The sequence below is a fragment of the Mycobacterium sp. pW045 genome (assembly GCF_041287085.1).
GTDB lineage: Bacteria > Actinomycetota > Actinomycetes > Mycobacteriales > Mycobacteriaceae > Mycobacterium > Mycobacterium algericum_A.
In genome coordinates this window covers 314652-330135 of record NZ_JBGGKU010000003.1, presented here as the reverse complement: position 1 = coordinate 330135, position 15484 = coordinate 314652, and the positions used below count along the sequence as shown (strand labels likewise).

Sequence of the window (15484 nt, the reverse complement as noted above, 5' to 3'; positions counted from 1 at the left end):
GGGCTCAGCTGATCCGGTCGATCGCGGAGCAAAGCCGCGCGACGGTCCCCTCGATGTCGGCCAGCTTGTCCAGGCCGAACAGCCCCACCCGGAAGGTGCTGAATGTCGCCGGCTCGCCGCATTGCAGCGGCACCCCGGCGGCCGTCTGCAGCCCTTGCCCCAGAAACTTTCTCCCGGAGCGGATCTCGGGGTCGGTGGTGTAGCTGACTACCACCCCGGGGGCTTCGAAGCCTGGTGCGGCCACGCTGGGGAAGCCACGTTCGGCCAGCAGCGCACGCACCTTGCGCCCCAGGGTGAACTGCCGGTCGGCCACCTCGCCGAAACCGCGGTCGCGGGTCTCGGCCATGGCGTCGCGCAGCCGGCCGATGACCCCGGTCGGCATGGTCGCGTGATAGGCATGGCCACCGTTCTCGTAGACCGCCATGATCTCCCGCCACTTCTTGAGGTCCAGCGCGAAGCTGGTGCTCCGGGTGCGCTCCAGGGCCGCCAGCGCCCGGCCGGACAGGCCGACCATGGCGCAGCCCGGTTCGGCACTCCAGCCCTTCTGCGGCGCGGTGACCAACACGTCGACACCGAGCGCTGTCATGTCGACCCAGACCGCACCGGAGGCGATGCAGTCCAGTACGAACAGGCCGCCCACCGCCGTCGTCGCCGCTCCGAGGCGCGCCAGATAGTCGTCGGGCAGCAGGATTCCACTGGCGGTCTCAACGTGCGGGACGAACACCACCGCCGGCCGGGTGCGCGCGATCGCCTCCTCGACCTCGTCGATGGCGGGGGGCATCCAGGGGTCCTGTTCGCCGTCGCCCGCCGGGCGCGCAGTGAGCACCGTAACGGCGTCGGTGATGCCGGTGGTCTCCAGGATCTGACTCCACCGGTAGCTGAAGAACCCGTTGCGCACCACGAGCACGTCGGCACCATTGGCGAACTGCCGTGCGACCGCCTCCATGCCGCATGTTCCGTTGCCGGGCACCAGGATTGCCGCATCAGCGCGGTACACCTCACGCAGCATGGCCGAGACGTCGGTCATGACGTCGCGGAAACGCACCGACATGTGGTTGAGCGCGCGGTCGGTGTAGACGACCGAATACTCCAGCAATCCGTCGGGATCGACGTCGGGCAGAAGTCCTGGCATGAAGCTCTCCTAGGCGGGGCGAACGGAGCCGATCTCGACATCGGATATGTCTCTGCCGCCCAGCCACAGCCCCAGCGCCTCGGCGGTGCCACGGACCACGATGCCACGGCCACGGGGCCGGCCGATCCCGTTGGTGGGCTCCACCCGATACCGCAGCAACGTCGGCTGCAACTTCTGCAGGGTCAGGCTCATACCTTCGGCAAGGATCGCGGCCTCTTCGGCCGGCGGGATCTCCCGGGACCGCCCCAGCCCGCGCAGCACGTCCTGGTGATGCATGGCCACATCGCCCAGCAGGAAGCCGGCCATCGCCCGGTCGGGCACCCGCGCCCAGCGCCGGCCCGCGGCCATGATCTCGTCGCGGTCGCGAACCCGCCCGGCCGCCACGATCTCGGCGTTGATCCTGTGCAGCCGCCACGGTGCCCGCAGGTACCGGCCGATCTCGGTGGTGCCGATCAGGTGCGCCAGCACATCGCGCGGTGACCAGCCCGCGCACAACGTGGTGCCGTGGTCGAACTCCGCGTCGCTGAGTCCGTCGACCGTGTCGATGAACGCCTGGCGCGCCGCACGGGCGGTCTCGATCCGGGATGTCATCGAGCCAATTTAACGCAGTAGGTGCCGGCTCATCACGACACGCTGAATCTGGTTGGTGCCCTCGTAGATCTGGGTGATCTTGGCGTCACGCATCATCCGCTCAACGGGGAAGTCGGTGGTGTAGCCGGCCCCGCCGAACAACTGCACGGCGTCGGTGGTGACCTCCATGGCCACATCGGAGGCGAAGCACTTCGACGCCGCGGAGATGAAGCCCAGCTCGGTCTCGCCGCGCTCGGCGCGCGCCGCGGCCGAGTAGACCATCAGCCGGGCCGCCTCGATCTTCATCGCCATGTCGGCCAGCATGAACTGCACGCCCTGGAAGCTGCTGATGTTCTTGCCGAACTGCTTGCGATCCTTGGTGTAGTCGATCGCCGCGTCCAGGGCGCCCTGCGCGATGCCGACGGCCTGCGCGCCGATGGTCGGGCGGGTGTGGTCCAGGGTCCGCAACGCGGTCTTGAACCCGGTGCCGGGCTCGCCGATGATCCGGTCGCCGGGGATGCGGCAGTTCTCGAAGTACAACTCGGTGGTCGGCGAGCCCTTGATGCCGAGCTTGTGCTCCTTGGGCCCGACGGTGAAACCCTCGTCGTCGACGTGGACCATGAACGCCGAGATGCCGTTGGCGTCCAGGTCGGGGTCGGTCACCGCCATCACGGTGTACCAGCTGGACCTGCCGCCGTTGGTGATCCAGCACTTGGACCCGTTGAGGATCCAGTCGTCGCCGTCGGCCTTGGCGCGGGTGCGCATCGCCGCGGCGTCACTGCCGGCCTCCCGCTCGCTCAACGCGTAGGAGGCCATCACCTCACCGGCGGCCAGCCCCGGCAGCACCTGCTGCTTCAGCTCGTCGGAGCCCGACAGGATCAGCCCCATGGTGCCCAGCTTGTTAACGGCGGGAATCAATGATGCAGATGCGTCGACGCGCGCGACTTCCTCAATCACGATGCAGGCCGCCACCGAGTCCGCACCCTGCCCGCCATAGGCCTCGGGCACGTGCACCGCATTGAAACCCGACGAATTCAGTGCCGCCAACGCCTCCTCGGGGAAGCGGGCCTGCTCGTCGACCTCCTTGGCGTACGGAGCGATCTCCTTCTCGGCCAAGGCGCGGATCGCGGCCCGCAACTCGTCGTGCTCTTCGGGGAGTTGGAACAGGTCGAACGAGGGATTTCCGGCCCACCCAGCCATGACAGCCTCCTAAGCTACTCGCCGGTAACTTTACCTTGAAGTGCGGCGTCCTTCGCAAGCACGGTGTCCGCCAGCTGCTGCTGGAAAGCCGCCATCCGGGCCCGTAGCGCCGGGTCGGCGGCGGCCAGGATTCGCACTGCCAGCAAACCGGCGTTGCGTGCGCCGCCGATGGAAACGGTGGCCACGGGCACCCCGGCCGGCATCTGCACGATCGACAGCAACGAGTCCAGTCCGTCCAGGCGCGCCAGCGGAACCGGAACGCCGATCACCGGCAGCGGTGTGGCCGAAGCCACCATCCCGGGCAGATGCGCCGCCCCGCCCGCCCCGGCGACGATCACCTCGATGCCGCGGCCGGCGGCGTCACGGGCGTAGTCGAACATCCGTTGCGGGGTGCGGTGCGCCGAGACCACCCCGACCTCGAACGGGATGTCGAACTCGGCCAGCGCCATGGCCGCCTCCTCCATCACCGACCAGTCGCTGTCGCTGCCCATGATCACGCCGACCCGGGGACCGGGCTTGTGCTCACTCATGCGGGTCCCATCCGTCCGTCCAGATTCCGTGCGACAACCAGTGTGCCGCGCTTTCAGCTCGCTCACGCAGCTCCGCCGAACCTGCCGCATCGTCACCGAGCAGGTTGATGTGCCCGATCTTGCGGCCGGGCCGCTCATCCTTGCCGTAGAGGTGCACGCGCGCGTCGGGATAGCGGGCGAACAGGTGGTGAAGTCGTTCGTCGATCGTCATCCCCGGCGGCTCGGGCGCGCCGAGCACGTTGGCCATCACGGTCACCGGCACCACCGGGTCGGTGGCGCCGAGCGGATAGTCCAGTACGGCGCGCAGATGCTGTTCGAACTGGCTGGTGGCCGCGCCGTCCATGGTCCAGTGCCCGGAGTTGTGCGGCCGCATCGCCAGCTCGTTGACCAGCAACTCGCCGTCCACCGTCTCGAAGAGCTCGACGGCGAGCACCCCGACCACGCCGAGCTCATCGGCCAGCCGCAGCGCCAGTTGCTGTGCGGCGGCCGCCGACTCCTCGGACAGCTCGGGGGCCGGCGCGATCACCGCCACGCAGATCCCGTCTTGCTGCACCGTCTCCACCACCGGCCACGCCGCGCCCTGGCCGAATGGTGATCGGGCGACCAGCGCGGAGAGCTCCCGCCGCATCGCCACCCGCTCCTCGACCAGCACCGGCACCCCGGAGGCCAGATAGTCGGCGACGGCGGCCCGCGCCCCGGCCGCATCGTCGACGATCGACACCCCGCGCCCGTCGTAACCGCCCCGGGCCGCCTTCACCACCATCGCGCCACTGGTCTGCGCCCCGAACTCGTCGAGGGCCGCCATCCCCGCAGCGGTCTCGATCGCGGCGAACCGGGGCACCGGAGCCCCCAGTGCCGCCAGCTTGCGACGCATCACCAGCTTGTCCTGGGCGTGGCGCAAGGCGGCCGGTGGCGGGGCCACGTTGACTCCCTCGGCCACCAGCTTGTCCAACAGCTCGCCGGGGACGTGCTCGTGATCGAAGGTCAAGACGGTGGCCCCGGCCGCGACCCGACGCAGATCGTCGAGGTCGGTGTGCGATCCGATGACCACATCGGGGGTGACCTGAGCCGCCGGTTCGTCGGTCGCTCCGGCCAGCACCCGTAGTCGCTGACCGAGCGCGATCGCGGCCTGGTGGGTCATCCGGGCCAGCTGACCGCCGCCGACCATGGCGACCTGGGGGTAGCGCCCGGTTGCGGGCGCCGGCGTTGCAGCCGGGGGCGTGGAGGGCACTGGCACGGGCAATATCGTGTCACGCCGTTCCGGCTACGGCGTTACCCAGTCATTAGGCAGGGATCCGGCTAAGTCCGTACACTGGCGACTTGTGTCTTTTACCGACGCCACGATCGCCCGGTTGCCGCGGGTGATCCGGCCGCTGGCCGAGCGCCACCACGAGTTGATCAAGTTCGCCATTGTCGGCGCGACCACCTTCGTCATCGACTCGGCGCTGTTCTACACCCTCAAGCTGACCATCCTGGAACCCAAGCCGGTCACGGCCAAGGTCATCTCGGGCATCGTCGCGGTGATCGCGTCCTACATCCTCAACCGTGAGTGGAGCTTCAAGGACCGGGGCGGCCGGGAGCGCCACCACGAGGCACTGCTGTTCTTCGGGGTCAGCGGCGTGGGCGTGCTGTTGTCGATGGCGCCGTTGTGGTTCTCCAGCTACGTCCTGCAGCTGCGGGCACCGATGGTGTCGCTGACCATGGAGAACATCGCCGACTTCATCTCGGCCTACATCATCGGCAACCTGCTGCAGATGGCGTTCCGGTTCTGGGCGTTCCGCCGCTGGGTCTTCCCCGACGAGTTCGGGCGCACCCCGGACTCGGCGTTGAGCGCCTCCATCGAGGACGGCGCGCTCGTCGAGGCTCTCGAGGACACCTTGGAAGAGACCGCCGAGTCCTCACCCGACGGCCACGCCGGCGTGGTGACCCTGTTCCGGCGCCCGGCCCGGCATCAACCCGCAGCGGACGGGTTGTCGAAGACTTCGTGATAAAGCAGCGCGTGCACCTGTTCCACGCGCGGGATGTCGTAGAACTCCAGCGGTTCTTGTGACGCCGACTCGATGATCAGCGTCCCGGTGCGCAGCATCCGGTCGATGAGCCCGTGCACGAATTCCACGCTGTTGATCCGCGCCAGCGCGATGTCGATGCCGCTGCGGGTCAGCAAGCCGTGCCGATACATCACGCGCCGGTCGGTGACCACGAAATGCGTGGTCAGCCAGCTCAGGAACGGCCAGAGCGCCAGCCAGCCGACCACCACCAGCCAGATCGTCCAGATCACCGCGAAGACCACGTTCTTGGCGTTGGGATCCCAGGCCCGCGGGTTGACGAACCCGGATGCGAAGCCGGCGCAGGCGGTGGCCGCCAGCAGCGCCAGCACCGGACCGAGCAGGCGTTTGACGTGCGGGTGGCGGTGCAGCACCACCTGTTCGTCTTCGGCCAGCACGCTCTCGGGATAACCCACGGCCCGCCCTAGCTGTTCGGCCGCAGCCGGGTGACGTCGCCGGCCGACACGGTGACCGTTTCACTTCCGGTGTCGATGACCAGTCGGCCGGTGTCGTCGATGGCTCGGGCGAGACCCTCGATCTGCTGGCCGCCGGGCATGTCCGCGCGCACCCGGGCGCCCAGCGTGCAGCTGTACCCGCGGTAGTCCGCGGTCAGCGCGTCGTCGGCCCCGCCGGCCGCACGCCAGGCCGCGATCCGGTCCGCCAGGTTCCGAAGAATCTTGTCCGCCCACAGGTTTCGGTCGATCACCGAGGCGCCCAGCATGGCCAACGAGACCGCCCGCGGATCCGGCACCTGCTGCGCGGTCATGGTGACGTTCAGGCCGAGTCCGACCACGACGAGCTGTTTGGGGGCAGCCACCTCGGCGAGGATCCCGGCCAGTTTGCCTTGGTGGTCTGCGCCCACGATCACGTCGTTGGGCCACTTCAGACCGACCTGCAGGCCCGCGACCTCGGTGAGTGCGTCGGCCACCGCGACGCCGGTCGCCAGCGTCAGCCAGCCCCAGCCCGATGTCGGCACCATGTCGGCGGCGACCCCCACCGACAGGGCCAGCTGGCTGCCCGCAGGCGCCACCCAGTCCCGGCCGTGCCGTCCGCGTCCGGCCGTCTGGTGTTCGGCCAGCAACACCGCGCCGTCGATGTCCCCACCGGCGGCCGAGCGGGCCAACAGGTCGGCATTGGTGGACCCGGTCTCGGCGACCACGTCCAGTGCACGCCACGGCCGGCCGGGCCCGGTGAGCCCGTCACGCAGAACGGTTGCGTCGAGCGGCGGAACATTCATTTCGCCAGCTTAGAGCCGGGATCCCCGCGTCGCCGGTTGAAACGCCCGACCGCGGGGTACCCGGCCCCTTAGCGGCGCATGGGGGGTGATCGGGGTGGGCACCGGGGGGTTGAAGCGACGAATTCACCGACGTCACAGCACACAATCGGTTGCGGTGTCGCTGGCGAGCAGGCTCGTAGTCAAGAACGTGGTGCGCGCATGGGCGATTCGGCCGGACATGCCGTGGCCGTTCGCCTCCGTCGACCGCCTCGCCGGCTGGGTACCCTACCGGCCGGCCGTGACAGTCGAACGACTTCGCCTGGGTTCCTGTGTCGCCGAACGTGTTCAGGACAAGCAGACACCGGCGCAGCGAGCGATCCTCTACCTGCACGGCGGCGCATTCCTGACCTGTGGACTCAACACCCACCGCGCCCTGGTGGCCCGGCTGTCGCGGGAGGCGGAGGCAGCCGTTCTCAACATCGATTACCGAATGTTGCCCTCGCACGGGGTATCCGACGCGATCGAGGACGGCTTGGACGGCTTGCGATGGCTGCTCCGGCGCGGCTACGACCCGGAACGAATCGTGATCGCCGGCGACTCGGCCGGCGGCTATCTGGCCTTTATGACCGCTCTGGCCGCCGCGCAATACGGTCTTCCGAAACCTGCTGGTATCGCAGTGATTTCACCGTTCACCGACGCAGATCCGACGGCAAAGATGCGGCATCGCAACGCGAACCGGTGCGCGATGTTCCCGGGCGGGGCGCTGCCGGCGTTCACCCGCTATCTCCGCCGCGCCCAAGTCGTGTCGCCGGTGGATGCCGACCTCTCGGCACTGCCGCCGGTCACCATCCACGCCAGCTCCGACGAGCTGCTGCTGCCCGATGCCGAGGCCATGGCGGAGCGGCTGGGCAGCGCCGGCGTCCCGTGCGATCTGCACCTGTGGGACGGCCAGATTCACGATTTCCCGCTGGCCGCCGATGTGCTACCGGAGGGACGGCGGGCGATCCGCTACATCGGCGACTTCGTCAAGCGGGTCACCGAACCGCCCGAACCCGGTACGGCCGCGGCCTGACGCCGCTGCTTTCTGCCACCGGGCCCTGCCCTCCGCTAGGCGCCGAGCTTGGCCAGTCGATTCCGCAGCGGGGCCAGCGCGCACGCCTGCCGGTACATGTCTGCCCAGGGATCACCGCGCTCGCACATCCGCTTGGGCACGTCGCGCAGGGTCCAGCCGTCCGGTCGCATGCCGGGTACGTCGAGCTCGTCCCACTCCAGCGGGAGTGCCACCGGCGCACCGGCGCGAGCCCGTACCGCGTACGGCGCAACGCCGGTCTGGCCGTAGGCGTTTCGCATCACGTCCAGATACACCCTGCCGCCGCGGCCGGCCTTGCGGATCTCGAGGGTGCGATGCAGCGGGTCGTCGTCGACGACGAGGCCGGCAATGGTGCGGGCGAACTGGCGGGCGGTGTCGAAATCGGCGTTCCCGCGCAGCGGTGCCACGATATGCAGGCCGCGCGAACCGGTCGTCTGCACGTAGGCCGTCATCCCCAGTTCCTGCACGACGTCGGCGACCGCCCGGGCGGTCGCCCGGACCACCGCGAAGTCGTCATCGGCGGGATCCAGATCGAATATCAGCCGATCGGGTGTCTCCAGGTGCGGGCGCCGGGACAGCCAGGAGTGCAGCGTGATGCAGTCCTGGTTGGCCGCCCACACCAGCGCCTCCTCCCGCGTCACCACCGGATGCACCACGGTGCCCTCGCCGGACTTCCGGGCGACCTCGACCCGGTCCATCCAGTCCGGCAGTGTGGCGGCGAAGTTCTGCTGAATGAACCCCTCCTCGTCGATACCGCCGGGATACCGGGTCAGCGTGAGCGGGCGGCCATCCAGGTGCGGCACCATCACCGGCGCGATTTCGGCGTAGTAGTCGATGAGATCGCCCTTGGTGATCGCCTCGTGGGTGCCGGACGCCGGGAAGAGCACCCGGTCGGGATGAGTGATCGAGACGTTGGGCTTCATAGCGGCCGCGTACCCGTTGCCACCGAACCGGTAAACCGGCACCCGAGGGCCGCCCCGGACCGGGAACTCCGCATCGCGGCGCGGGCAGCCATGTCGTGTTAGCGGGTCCGCGCGGCTGATCCGATTGCTCGCGATTAAGATCATTTCTTATGACCGTTACTGAGCACTCCGGACAGTCCGCTGTAGAAGCCCAGGGCGAGCACGTCGTCGACATCCACACCACCGCAGGCAAGCTTGCCGACCTCAGGCGTCGCGCCCAGGAGACGCTGCACCCGGTCGGTGAGGCCGCGGTGGAAAAGGTGCACGCCAAGGGCAAGCTGACCGCCCGCGAGCGCATCCTGGCCCTGCTCGACGAGGGGTCTTTCATCGAGCTCGACGCGCTGGCCAAGCACCGCAGCACCAACTTCGGCCTGGCCGGGAAACGCCCGCTCGGTGACGGGGTGGTCACCGGCTACGGCACCATCGACGGCCGCGAGGTCTGCATCTTCAGCCAGGACGCCACCGTGTTCGGCGGCAGCCTCGGTGAGGTCTACGGCGAGAAGATCGTCAAGGTCCAGGAGCTGGCCATGAAGACCGGCCGGCCGCTGATCGGGATCAACGACGGCGCCGGTGCCCGCATCCAGGAGGGCGTGGTCTCGCTGGGCTTGTACAGCAAGATCTTCCACAACAACATCCGGGCCTCGGGGGTGATCCCGCAGATCTCGCTGATCATGGGCGCGGCCGCCGGCGGCCACGTGTACTCCCCCGCCCTGACCGACTTCATCGTGATGGTCGACCAGACCAGCCAGATGTTCATCACCGGGCCCGACGTGATCAAGACCGTCACCGGCGAGGACGTCACCCAGGAGGAGCTGGGTGGCGCCCACACCCACATGGGTAAATCCGGCACCGCGCACTACGTCGCCTCCGGTGAGCAGGACGCCTTCGAGTACGTGCGCGACCTGCTCAGCTACCTGCCGCCGAACAACTACGCCGACCCGCCGCGCTTCGCGGTGCCGCCGGCCGAGGGTGCGATCGAGGACAACCTCACCACCGAGGACATCGAGCTGGACACGCTGATCCCGGACTCGCCGAACCAGCCGTACGACATGCACGAGGTGATCACCCGGATCCTCGACGATGATGAGTTCCTCGAGGTGCAGGCCGGCTACGCGGGCAACATCGTGGTCGGGTTCGGCCGCATCGAGGGCCGTCCGGTCGGCATCGTGGCCAACCAGCCCACCCAGTTCGCCGGCTGCCTGGACATCAACGCCTCGGAGAAGGCCGCCCGGTTCATCCGGACCTGCGACTGCTTCAACATTCCGATCGTGATGCTGGTCGATGTGCCCGGCTTCCTGCCCGGTACCGAGCAGGAATACAACGGCATCATCCGCCGCGGCGCCAAGCTGCTGTATGCCTACGGTGAGGCCACCGTCGCCAAGATCACCGTCATCACCCGCAAGGCCTACGGCGGCGCGTACTGCGTGATGGGATCCAAGGAGATGGGCGCCGACGTCAACGTGGCCTGGCCGACCGCTCAGATCGCGGTCATGGGCGCCTCCGGCGCGGTCGGGTTCGTCTACCGCCAGCAGCTCGCCGAGGCGGCCCGCAACGGCGAGGATGTGGACGCGCTGCGGCTGAACCTGCAGCGGGAGTACGAGGACACCCTGGTGAACCCGTACGTGGCCGCCGAGCGTGGCTATGTCGACGCGGTGATCCCGCCGTCGCACACCCGCGGCTACATCGCGACGTCGCTGCGGCTGCTGGAACGCAAGATCGTCCAGCCGCTGCCCAAGAAGCACGGGAACATCCCGCTGTGAGCGCCGAAGCCGACGAGGCCACCGCCGCGGCCGAGCCGCAGATCCGGGTGCTCAAGGGCAACCCCACCGACGAAGAGGTCGCCGCCCTGGTCGCGGTGCTGGGCACCGCCGGCGGCGGCGCGGCCGAGACCGGCCCACCGGAGCGCAACATGTGGGGCCACCCGGTCGACAAGCTGCGGTATCCGCTGTTCAGCTGGCAGCGGGTGACCCTGCTGGAGCGCACTCATATGCGCCGGTGACGACACCGAGCGCCGGCGAGGCCGCGGGGATGCCTCCCGCTTGCGGGGGCGAACGGCGCCCCAGGCGCAGCCGGTGACGCGCCTGGTTCTCGGATCGGCCTCGCCGGGCCGGTTGGGCGTGCTGCGCCAAGCCGGCGTCGACCCGTTGGTGGTGGTGTCCGGGGTGGACGAGGACGCCGTGATGGCGAACTTGGGTCCCGATACCGGTCCCGCCGATCTGGTGCGAACACTGGCGTGCGCCAAGGCCGAACACGTCGCGAGCGTCCTGGACCGATCCGTCGCGACCGATTGCGTGGTGATCGGCTGCGATTCGATGCTCTACATCGACGGTGAGCTGGCCGGCAAGCCGCCGTCGGTGGATGAGGCACGCCGCCGTTGGCGGTCGATGGCCGGACGCGCCGGACAGCTGCACACCGGTCACAGCGTTATCCGGTTGCAGGACAATCAGATTCAACATCGCGCCGCGGAAACAGCGGTCACCACAGTCCGATTCGGGACACCCACCGATGACGATCTGGAGGCCTACCTGGCCACCGGCGAACCGCTGCGGGTGGCCGGCGGATTCACCCTGGACGGGCTGGGCGGCTGGTTCATAGAAGGCGTCGACGGCGACCCGTCCAGTGTGGTCGGAATCAGCCTGCCGTTGGTGCGGTCGCTGCTCGCCAAGGCGGGGTTGTCCGTCGCCGCACTGTGGGCGGCCAATCCGGTGTAGCCGAGCCGGCAACGAATCACGACGATGAGCCGGTTTGTCGGCCCGTCAGCTTGTCGCGGATCCGGTCGACCATGCCGACCCCGGCGCCGAGGGTCTTGTGGAACAACTCCGAATGCGGTGCCTGCGGGTGCGGGCGAGTTGGCGCCAACTTCTTGGCGTTCTGGACCTTTTCGCCCATCTCGACGAGCTCCCGGGTCGAAAGGTGTTCCCGTAGCTTGGGAAACTGCTCGGATTCCTCGTCGTGCGCGTGATGACGCAGCAGCGACTTCAGCTCTCGAGTCAGGCCCAGGAACTCCGGATCCGATGCGGCGACGTCCTCGAGCTTCTTCATGACCTTCACGATCTCGTCGTGCTCTTCGTTGTCGTGCTTCACATCGTCGGAGCCGCCGGGGAGCTTGTCCGCCATGACCGGGTAGACGAACATCTCCTCGGCCACGGCGTGACGCATCACCTCGGCGGTGACGGTGTCGGCGATGTCGCGCTGAGCGTCGGAGTCGGCAGTGCTCTCGACTTCGGTCAGCAGGTCGATCATCTCGTTGTGGTCGGCGGTGAGGATGTCGACGACATCTGTGGTCGCCGAAGCGTGCGTGCTGTCAGCCATGAAACGTTCCTCCGGGGGTGCGTCAGCCATCGGCAACTGGGTACCCGCTTGCTGCGGACCCAACCCCGCGGTTGCCCGGCATTCGGCGCCGTCTCGCCGCGCGGCGCGGGGCCGGGGTGAGTAGGCTCGACACCGTGCCAGTGCCTGCCGACCCCAGCCCCGCCCTGCAGTCCTACGCCCACCCGGAACGGTTGGTGACCGCCGACTGGCTCGCGGGAAATCTCGGTAAACCCGGTCTTGTGGTGGTGGAGTCCGACGAGGACGTGCTGCTCTACGACGTCGGCCACATTCCCGGCGCGGTGAAGATCGACTGGGTCACCGACCTCAACGACGCGCCGGTCCGGGACTACATCTCCGGCGAGCAGTTCGCCGACCTGATGAACCGCAAGGGTATCTCCCGCGACGACACCGTGGTGATCTACGGCGACAAGTCCAACTGGTGGGCGGCTTACGCGCTATGGGTGTTCACGCTGTTCGGCCACGAGGATGTGCGGCTGCTCGACGGCGGGCGCGACCTGTGGGTGTCCTCGGGCCGCGAGACCACCCTGGAGGTGCCGAGCAAAACCACGGCGGGCTACCCGGTCGTCGAGCGCAACGACGCCCCGATCCGGGCGTATAAGGAAGACGTGCTGGAGATCATCGGCCGTGCGCCGCTGATCGACGTCCGCTCGCCGCAGGAGTACACCGGCGAGCGCACCCACATGCCGGACTACCCGGAGGAGGGTGTGCTGCGCGGCGGCCACATCCCCACCGCGATCTCCATTCCGTGGAGCAAGGCGGCCGACGACGCCGGCCGGTTCCGCAAACGCGAGGAGCTCGAACAGCTCTACGGCTTCTTGAAGCCGGGCGACAATCCGGTGGCCTACTGCCGCATCGGGGAGCGCTCCAGCCACACCTGGTTCGTGCTGACCCACCTGCTCGGCATGGAGGGGGTGCGCAATTACGACGGCTCCTGGACCGAGTGGGGCAACACCGTGCGGGTGCCGATCGTGGACGGTGAAGCACCGGGAGCCGTGCCGGCCCGATGAGCCTTCCGGAGGGCCTGGCGCAGGTGGTGTCCGACTTCGCCGAAGTCGAAGGGCAGGACAAACTCAAGCTGCTGCTGGAATTCTCCGACGAGCTCCCGGACCTGCCCGACGACCTGGTCGAATCCGCCATGGAGCCGGTGCCGGAGTGCCAGTCGCCGTTGTTCCTGCATGTCGATGCCGCCGACCGGCAGCGGGTGCGGTTGTATTTCAGCGCTCCCCCGGAGGCGCCCACCACGCGCGGGTTCGCGTCGATCTGGGCCGCGGGCCTCGACGGTCAGCCGGCCGACGTCATCCTGGCCGTGCCGGAGGATTTCGCCTCGAGTCTGGGGCTGGCGGCGCTGATCAGCCCGCTGCGGCTGCGTGGGATGTCGGCGATGCTGACCCGGATCAAGCGGCGGTTACGGGCTGCCTAAGGGGCACCGAAACCGGTTCGGCGGTCGCGCCTTACACTGCTGTGAACTACATTCTTAAAGACATTTCTTAAACATGCCATCAGGAGGGCCAGTGGCGAACCATGCCAGCTCGAAGATCTCCAAGGTGCTCGTCGCCAACCGGGGGGAGATCGCAGTCCGGGTGATCCGCGCGGCGCGCGACGCCGGGTTGTCCAGCGTGGCCGTGTACGCCGAGCCCGATGCCGACGCACCGCACGTGCGGCTCGCCGACGAGGCGTTCGCTTTGGGCGGGCAGACCTCGGCGGAGTCCTACCTGGTCTTCGAGAAGATCCTGGACGCCGCGGCCCAGTCGGGTGCCAACGCGATCCACCCCGGCTACGGCTTCCTTTCGGAGAACGCCGATTTCGCGCAGGCCGTGCTCGACGCCGGGCTGATCTGGATCGGGCCGAGCCCGCAGTCGATCCGTGACCTCGGCGACAAGGTCACCGCGCGGCACATCGCCGCCCGCGCCAAGGCGCCGCTGGTGCCCGGCACCCCGGACCCGGTCAAGGACGCCGACGAGGTGGTGGCCTTTGCCAAGGAGTACGGCGTGCCGGTGGCGATCAAGGCCGCGTTCGGCGGTGGCGGCCGCGGCATGAAGGTGGCCCGCACCATCGAGGAGATCCCGGAGCTGTTCGAGTCGGCCACCCGCGAGGCGATCGCCGCGTTCGGCCGGGGCGAGTGCTTCGTGGAGCGCTACCTGGACAAGCCCCGCCACGTCGAGGCCCAGGTCATCGCCGACCAGCACGGCAACGTCGTCGTCGCGGGCACCCGGGACTGCTCGCTGCAGCGCCGCTTCCAGAAGCTGGTCGAGGAGGCACCGGCACCGTTCCTGACCGACGCGCAGCGCAAGGAGATCCACGAGTCCGCCAAGCGGATCTGCAAGGAGGCCGGCTACTACGGCGCCGGCACCGTGGAGTACCTGGTCGGCCAGGACGGACTGATCAGCTTCCTGGAGGTCAACACCCGCCTGCAGGTCGAGCACCCGGTCACCGAGGAGACCTCCGGTATCGACCTGGTGCGCGAGCAGTTCCGCATCGCCAACGGCGAGCAACTCGACATCACCGAAGACCCCGAGCCGCGTGGTCACTCCATCGAGTTCCGGATCAACGGGGAGGACGCCGGCCGCGGCTTCCTGCCCGCGCCCGGCCCGGTCACCCGCTTCGACCCGCCGACCGGTCCCGGCATCCGGATGGACTCCGGTGTGGAGACCGGCTCGGTGATCGGCGGCCAGTTCGACTCGATGCTGGCCAAGCTGATCGTCACCGGGGCGACCCGCACCGAGGCGCTGGAACGCGCCCGGCGTGCCCTGGACGAGTTCCACGTCGAGGGGCTGGCCACGGTCATCCCGTTCGACCGCGTGGTGGTGCGCGACCCGGCGTTCGTCGGCGACGAGAACGGCTTTTCGGTGCACACCCGCTGGATCGAGACCGAGTTCGAGAACACCATCGAGCCCTTCACCGGCGGCGAGCCGCTCGACGACGAGGCGGACGCCTCGCCGCGGCAGAAGGTGGTCGTCGAGGTCGGCGGCCGGCGCCTGGAGGTGTCGCTGCCCGGCGACATGGCCCTCGGCGGCGGCGGTGGCGGTGGCGGTGCCGCCGGAGTCATCCGTAAGAAGCCCAAGGCCCGCAAGCGCGGCGCGCAGGGCGGGGCGGCGGCTTCCGGGGACGCGGTCACCGCGCCCATGCAGGGCACCGTGGTGAAGGTGGCCGTCGAGGAGGGCCAGGAGGTCGCCGCCGGTGACCTGGTCGTCGTCCTGGAGGCGATGAAGATGGAGAACCCGGTGACGGCACACAAGGACGGTGTGGTCACCGGCCTGGCGGCCGAGGCCGGCGCGGCCATCACCCAGGGCACGGTGCTCTGCGAGATCAAGTAACCCGCGTTATCCGCCAGGGTGCGTGTCCCCGGCCGACACGCCGGTGAACTGACCGGATTTGCGCACGCTCGCGGCGGAGCTAACCGGGGCGG

At 68.8% G+C, this 15484-nt stretch carries 17 protein-coding genes; 8 read left to right on the top strand and 9 right to left on the bottom strand.

Going from position 1 to position 15484, the window contains the following annotated elements; translation table 11 throughout:
• Window positions 1–4: 4 nt before the first annotated feature.
• The 5 genes from ACAG20_RS06455 to ACAG20_RS06435 are packed head-to-tail and all read right to left on the bottom strand — an operon-like array spanning window position 5 to window position 4600.
• The gene (locus tag ACAG20_RS06455) at window positions 5–1132 is read right to left on the bottom strand and encodes an aminotransferase class V-fold PLP-dependent enzyme (RefSeq protein WP_370491981.1); all 1128 of its coding nucleotides are present in this window, start codon (window positions 1130–1132) and stop codon (window positions 5–7) included.
• A gap of 9 nt (window positions 1133–1141) precedes the next feature.
• Entirely contained in the window at window positions 1142–1723 is a 582-nt protein-coding gene (locus ACAG20_RS06450) for a maleylpyruvate isomerase family mycothiol-dependent enzyme (protein ID WP_370491980.1), read from the bottom strand.
• A 9-nt stretch (window positions 1724–1732) separates the two neighbouring features.
• Window positions 1733–2902: an acyl-CoA dehydrogenase gene (locus ACAG20_RS06445; RefSeq protein ID WP_370491979.1), complete on the bottom strand. Its 1170-nt coding sequence runs from the start codon at window positions 2900–2902 to the stop codon at window positions 1733–1735.
• A gap of 14 nt (window positions 2903–2916) precedes the next feature.
• Window positions 2917–3432 (bottom strand): 5-(carboxyamino)imidazole ribonucleotide mutase, encoded by a 516-nt coding sequence (gene purE / locus ACAG20_RS06440; RefSeq protein WP_083035963.1) that lies wholly within the window; start codon window positions 3430–3432, stop codon window positions 2917–2919.
• Entirely contained in the window at window positions 3425–4600 is a 1176-nt protein-coding gene (locus ACAG20_RS06435) for a 5-(carboxyamino)imidazole ribonucleotide synthase (protein ID WP_370492072.1), read from the bottom strand. The genes purE and ACAG20_RS06435 overlap by 8 nt, the downstream gene beginning before the upstream one ends.
• Window positions 4601–4754: 154 nt before the next feature.
• Here ACAG20_RS06435 and ACAG20_RS06430 point away from each other — a divergent pair, with 154 nt between their 5' ends.
• The gene (locus ACAG20_RS06430; protein ID WP_083035967.1) at window positions 4755–5420 is read left to right on the top strand and encodes a GtrA family protein; all 666 of its coding nucleotides are present in this window, start codon (window positions 4755–4757) and stop codon (window positions 5418–5420) included.
• On the opposite strand, the gene ACAG20_RS06425 is transcribed toward ACAG20_RS06430, so the two are convergent.
• Both ACAG20_RS06425 and ACAG20_RS06420 read right to left on the bottom strand, forming a co-directional pair.
• Window positions 5384–5893, bottom strand: a complete 510-nt coding sequence (locus ACAG20_RS06425; protein ID WP_112684805.1) for a PH domain-containing protein — start codon at window positions 5891–5893, stop codon at window positions 5384–5386. The genes ACAG20_RS06430 and ACAG20_RS06425 overlap by 37 nt on opposite strands.
• Window positions 5894–5901: 8 nt before the next feature.
• Window positions 5902–6714, bottom strand: coding sequence for a biotin--[acetyl-CoA-carboxylase] ligase (locus tag ACAG20_RS06420; RefSeq protein WP_370491978.1), 813 nt, complete (start codon window positions 6712–6714; stop codon window positions 5902–5904).
• A 94-nt stretch (window positions 6715–6808) separates the two neighbouring features.
• On the opposite strand from ACAG20_RS06420, the gene ACAG20_RS06415 reads away from it, so the two are divergent.
• Window positions 6809–7765 carry an alpha/beta hydrolase gene (locus ACAG20_RS06415; RefSeq protein WP_370491977.1) on the top strand — a complete coding sequence of 319 codons (957 nt, stop codon included), beginning with the start codon at window positions 6809–6811 and terminating at the stop codon, window positions 7763–7765.
• A gap of 35 nt (window positions 7766–7800) precedes the next feature.
• Here ACAG20_RS06415 and ligD read toward each other — a convergent pair whose 3' ends face one another.
• On the bottom strand, window positions 7801–8706 hold the full coding sequence (gene ligD / locus ACAG20_RS06410) for a non-homologous end-joining DNA ligase (protein ID WP_370491976.1): 906 nt from the start codon (window positions 8704–8706) through the stop codon (window positions 7801–7803).
• Between the two features lie 149 nt (window positions 8707–8855).
• On the opposite strand from ligD, the gene ACAG20_RS06405 reads away from it, so the two are divergent.
• The 3 genes from ACAG20_RS06405 (at window position 8856) to ACAG20_RS06395 (ending at window position 11456) form a co-directional block, all read left to right on the top strand.
• On the top strand, window positions 8856–10505 hold the full coding sequence (locus ACAG20_RS06405) for an acyl-CoA carboxylase subunit beta (RefSeq protein WP_112684811.1): 1650 nt from the start codon (window positions 8856–8858) through the stop codon (window positions 10503–10505).
• Window positions 10502–10744 carry an acyl-CoA carboxylase subunit epsilon gene (locus ACAG20_RS06400; RefSeq protein ID WP_112684813.1) on the top strand — a complete coding sequence of 81 codons (243 nt, stop codon included), beginning with the start codon at window positions 10502–10504 and terminating at the stop codon, window positions 10742–10744. Before ACAG20_RS06405 ends, ACAG20_RS06400 begins: the two co-directional genes overlap by 4 nt.
• Window positions 10745–10817: 73 nt before the next feature.
• On the top strand, window positions 10818–11456 hold the full coding sequence (locus tag ACAG20_RS06395; RefSeq protein ID WP_112684815.1) for a nucleoside triphosphate pyrophosphatase: 639 nt from the start codon (window positions 10818–10820) through the stop codon (window positions 11454–11456).
• 16 nt (window positions 11457–11472) lie between these two features.
• On the opposite strand, the gene ACAG20_RS06390 is transcribed toward ACAG20_RS06395, so the two are convergent.
• Window positions 11473–12057, bottom strand: coding sequence for a hemerythrin domain-containing protein (locus tag ACAG20_RS06390; protein ID WP_112684817.1), 585 nt, complete (start codon window positions 12055–12057; stop codon window positions 11473–11475).
• A 134-nt stretch (window positions 12058–12191) separates the two neighbouring features.
• Here ACAG20_RS06390 and ACAG20_RS06385 point away from each other — a divergent pair, with 134 nt between their 5' ends.
• The 3 genes from ACAG20_RS06385 (at window position 12192) to ACAG20_RS06375 (ending at window position 15392) form a co-directional block, all read left to right on the top strand.
• On the top strand, window positions 12192–13085 hold the full coding sequence (locus tag ACAG20_RS06385; protein ID WP_112684819.1) for a sulfurtransferase: 894 nt from the start codon (window positions 12192–12194) through the stop codon (window positions 13083–13085).
• Window positions 13082–13498: a SufE family protein gene (locus ACAG20_RS06380; RefSeq protein ID WP_013829973.1), complete on the top strand. Its 417-nt coding sequence runs from the start codon at window positions 13082–13084 to the stop codon at window positions 13496–13498. The genes ACAG20_RS06385 and ACAG20_RS06380 overlap by 4 nt, the downstream gene beginning before the upstream one ends.
• A 91-nt stretch (window positions 13499–13589) precedes the next feature.
• The gene (locus ACAG20_RS06375; RefSeq protein ID WP_112684821.1) at window positions 13590–15392 is read left to right on the top strand and encodes an acetyl/propionyl/methylcrotonyl-CoA carboxylase subunit alpha; all 1803 of its coding nucleotides are present in this window, start codon (window positions 13590–13592) and stop codon (window positions 15390–15392) included.
• The last annotated feature ends 92 nt before the right edge of the window (window positions 15393–15484 follow it).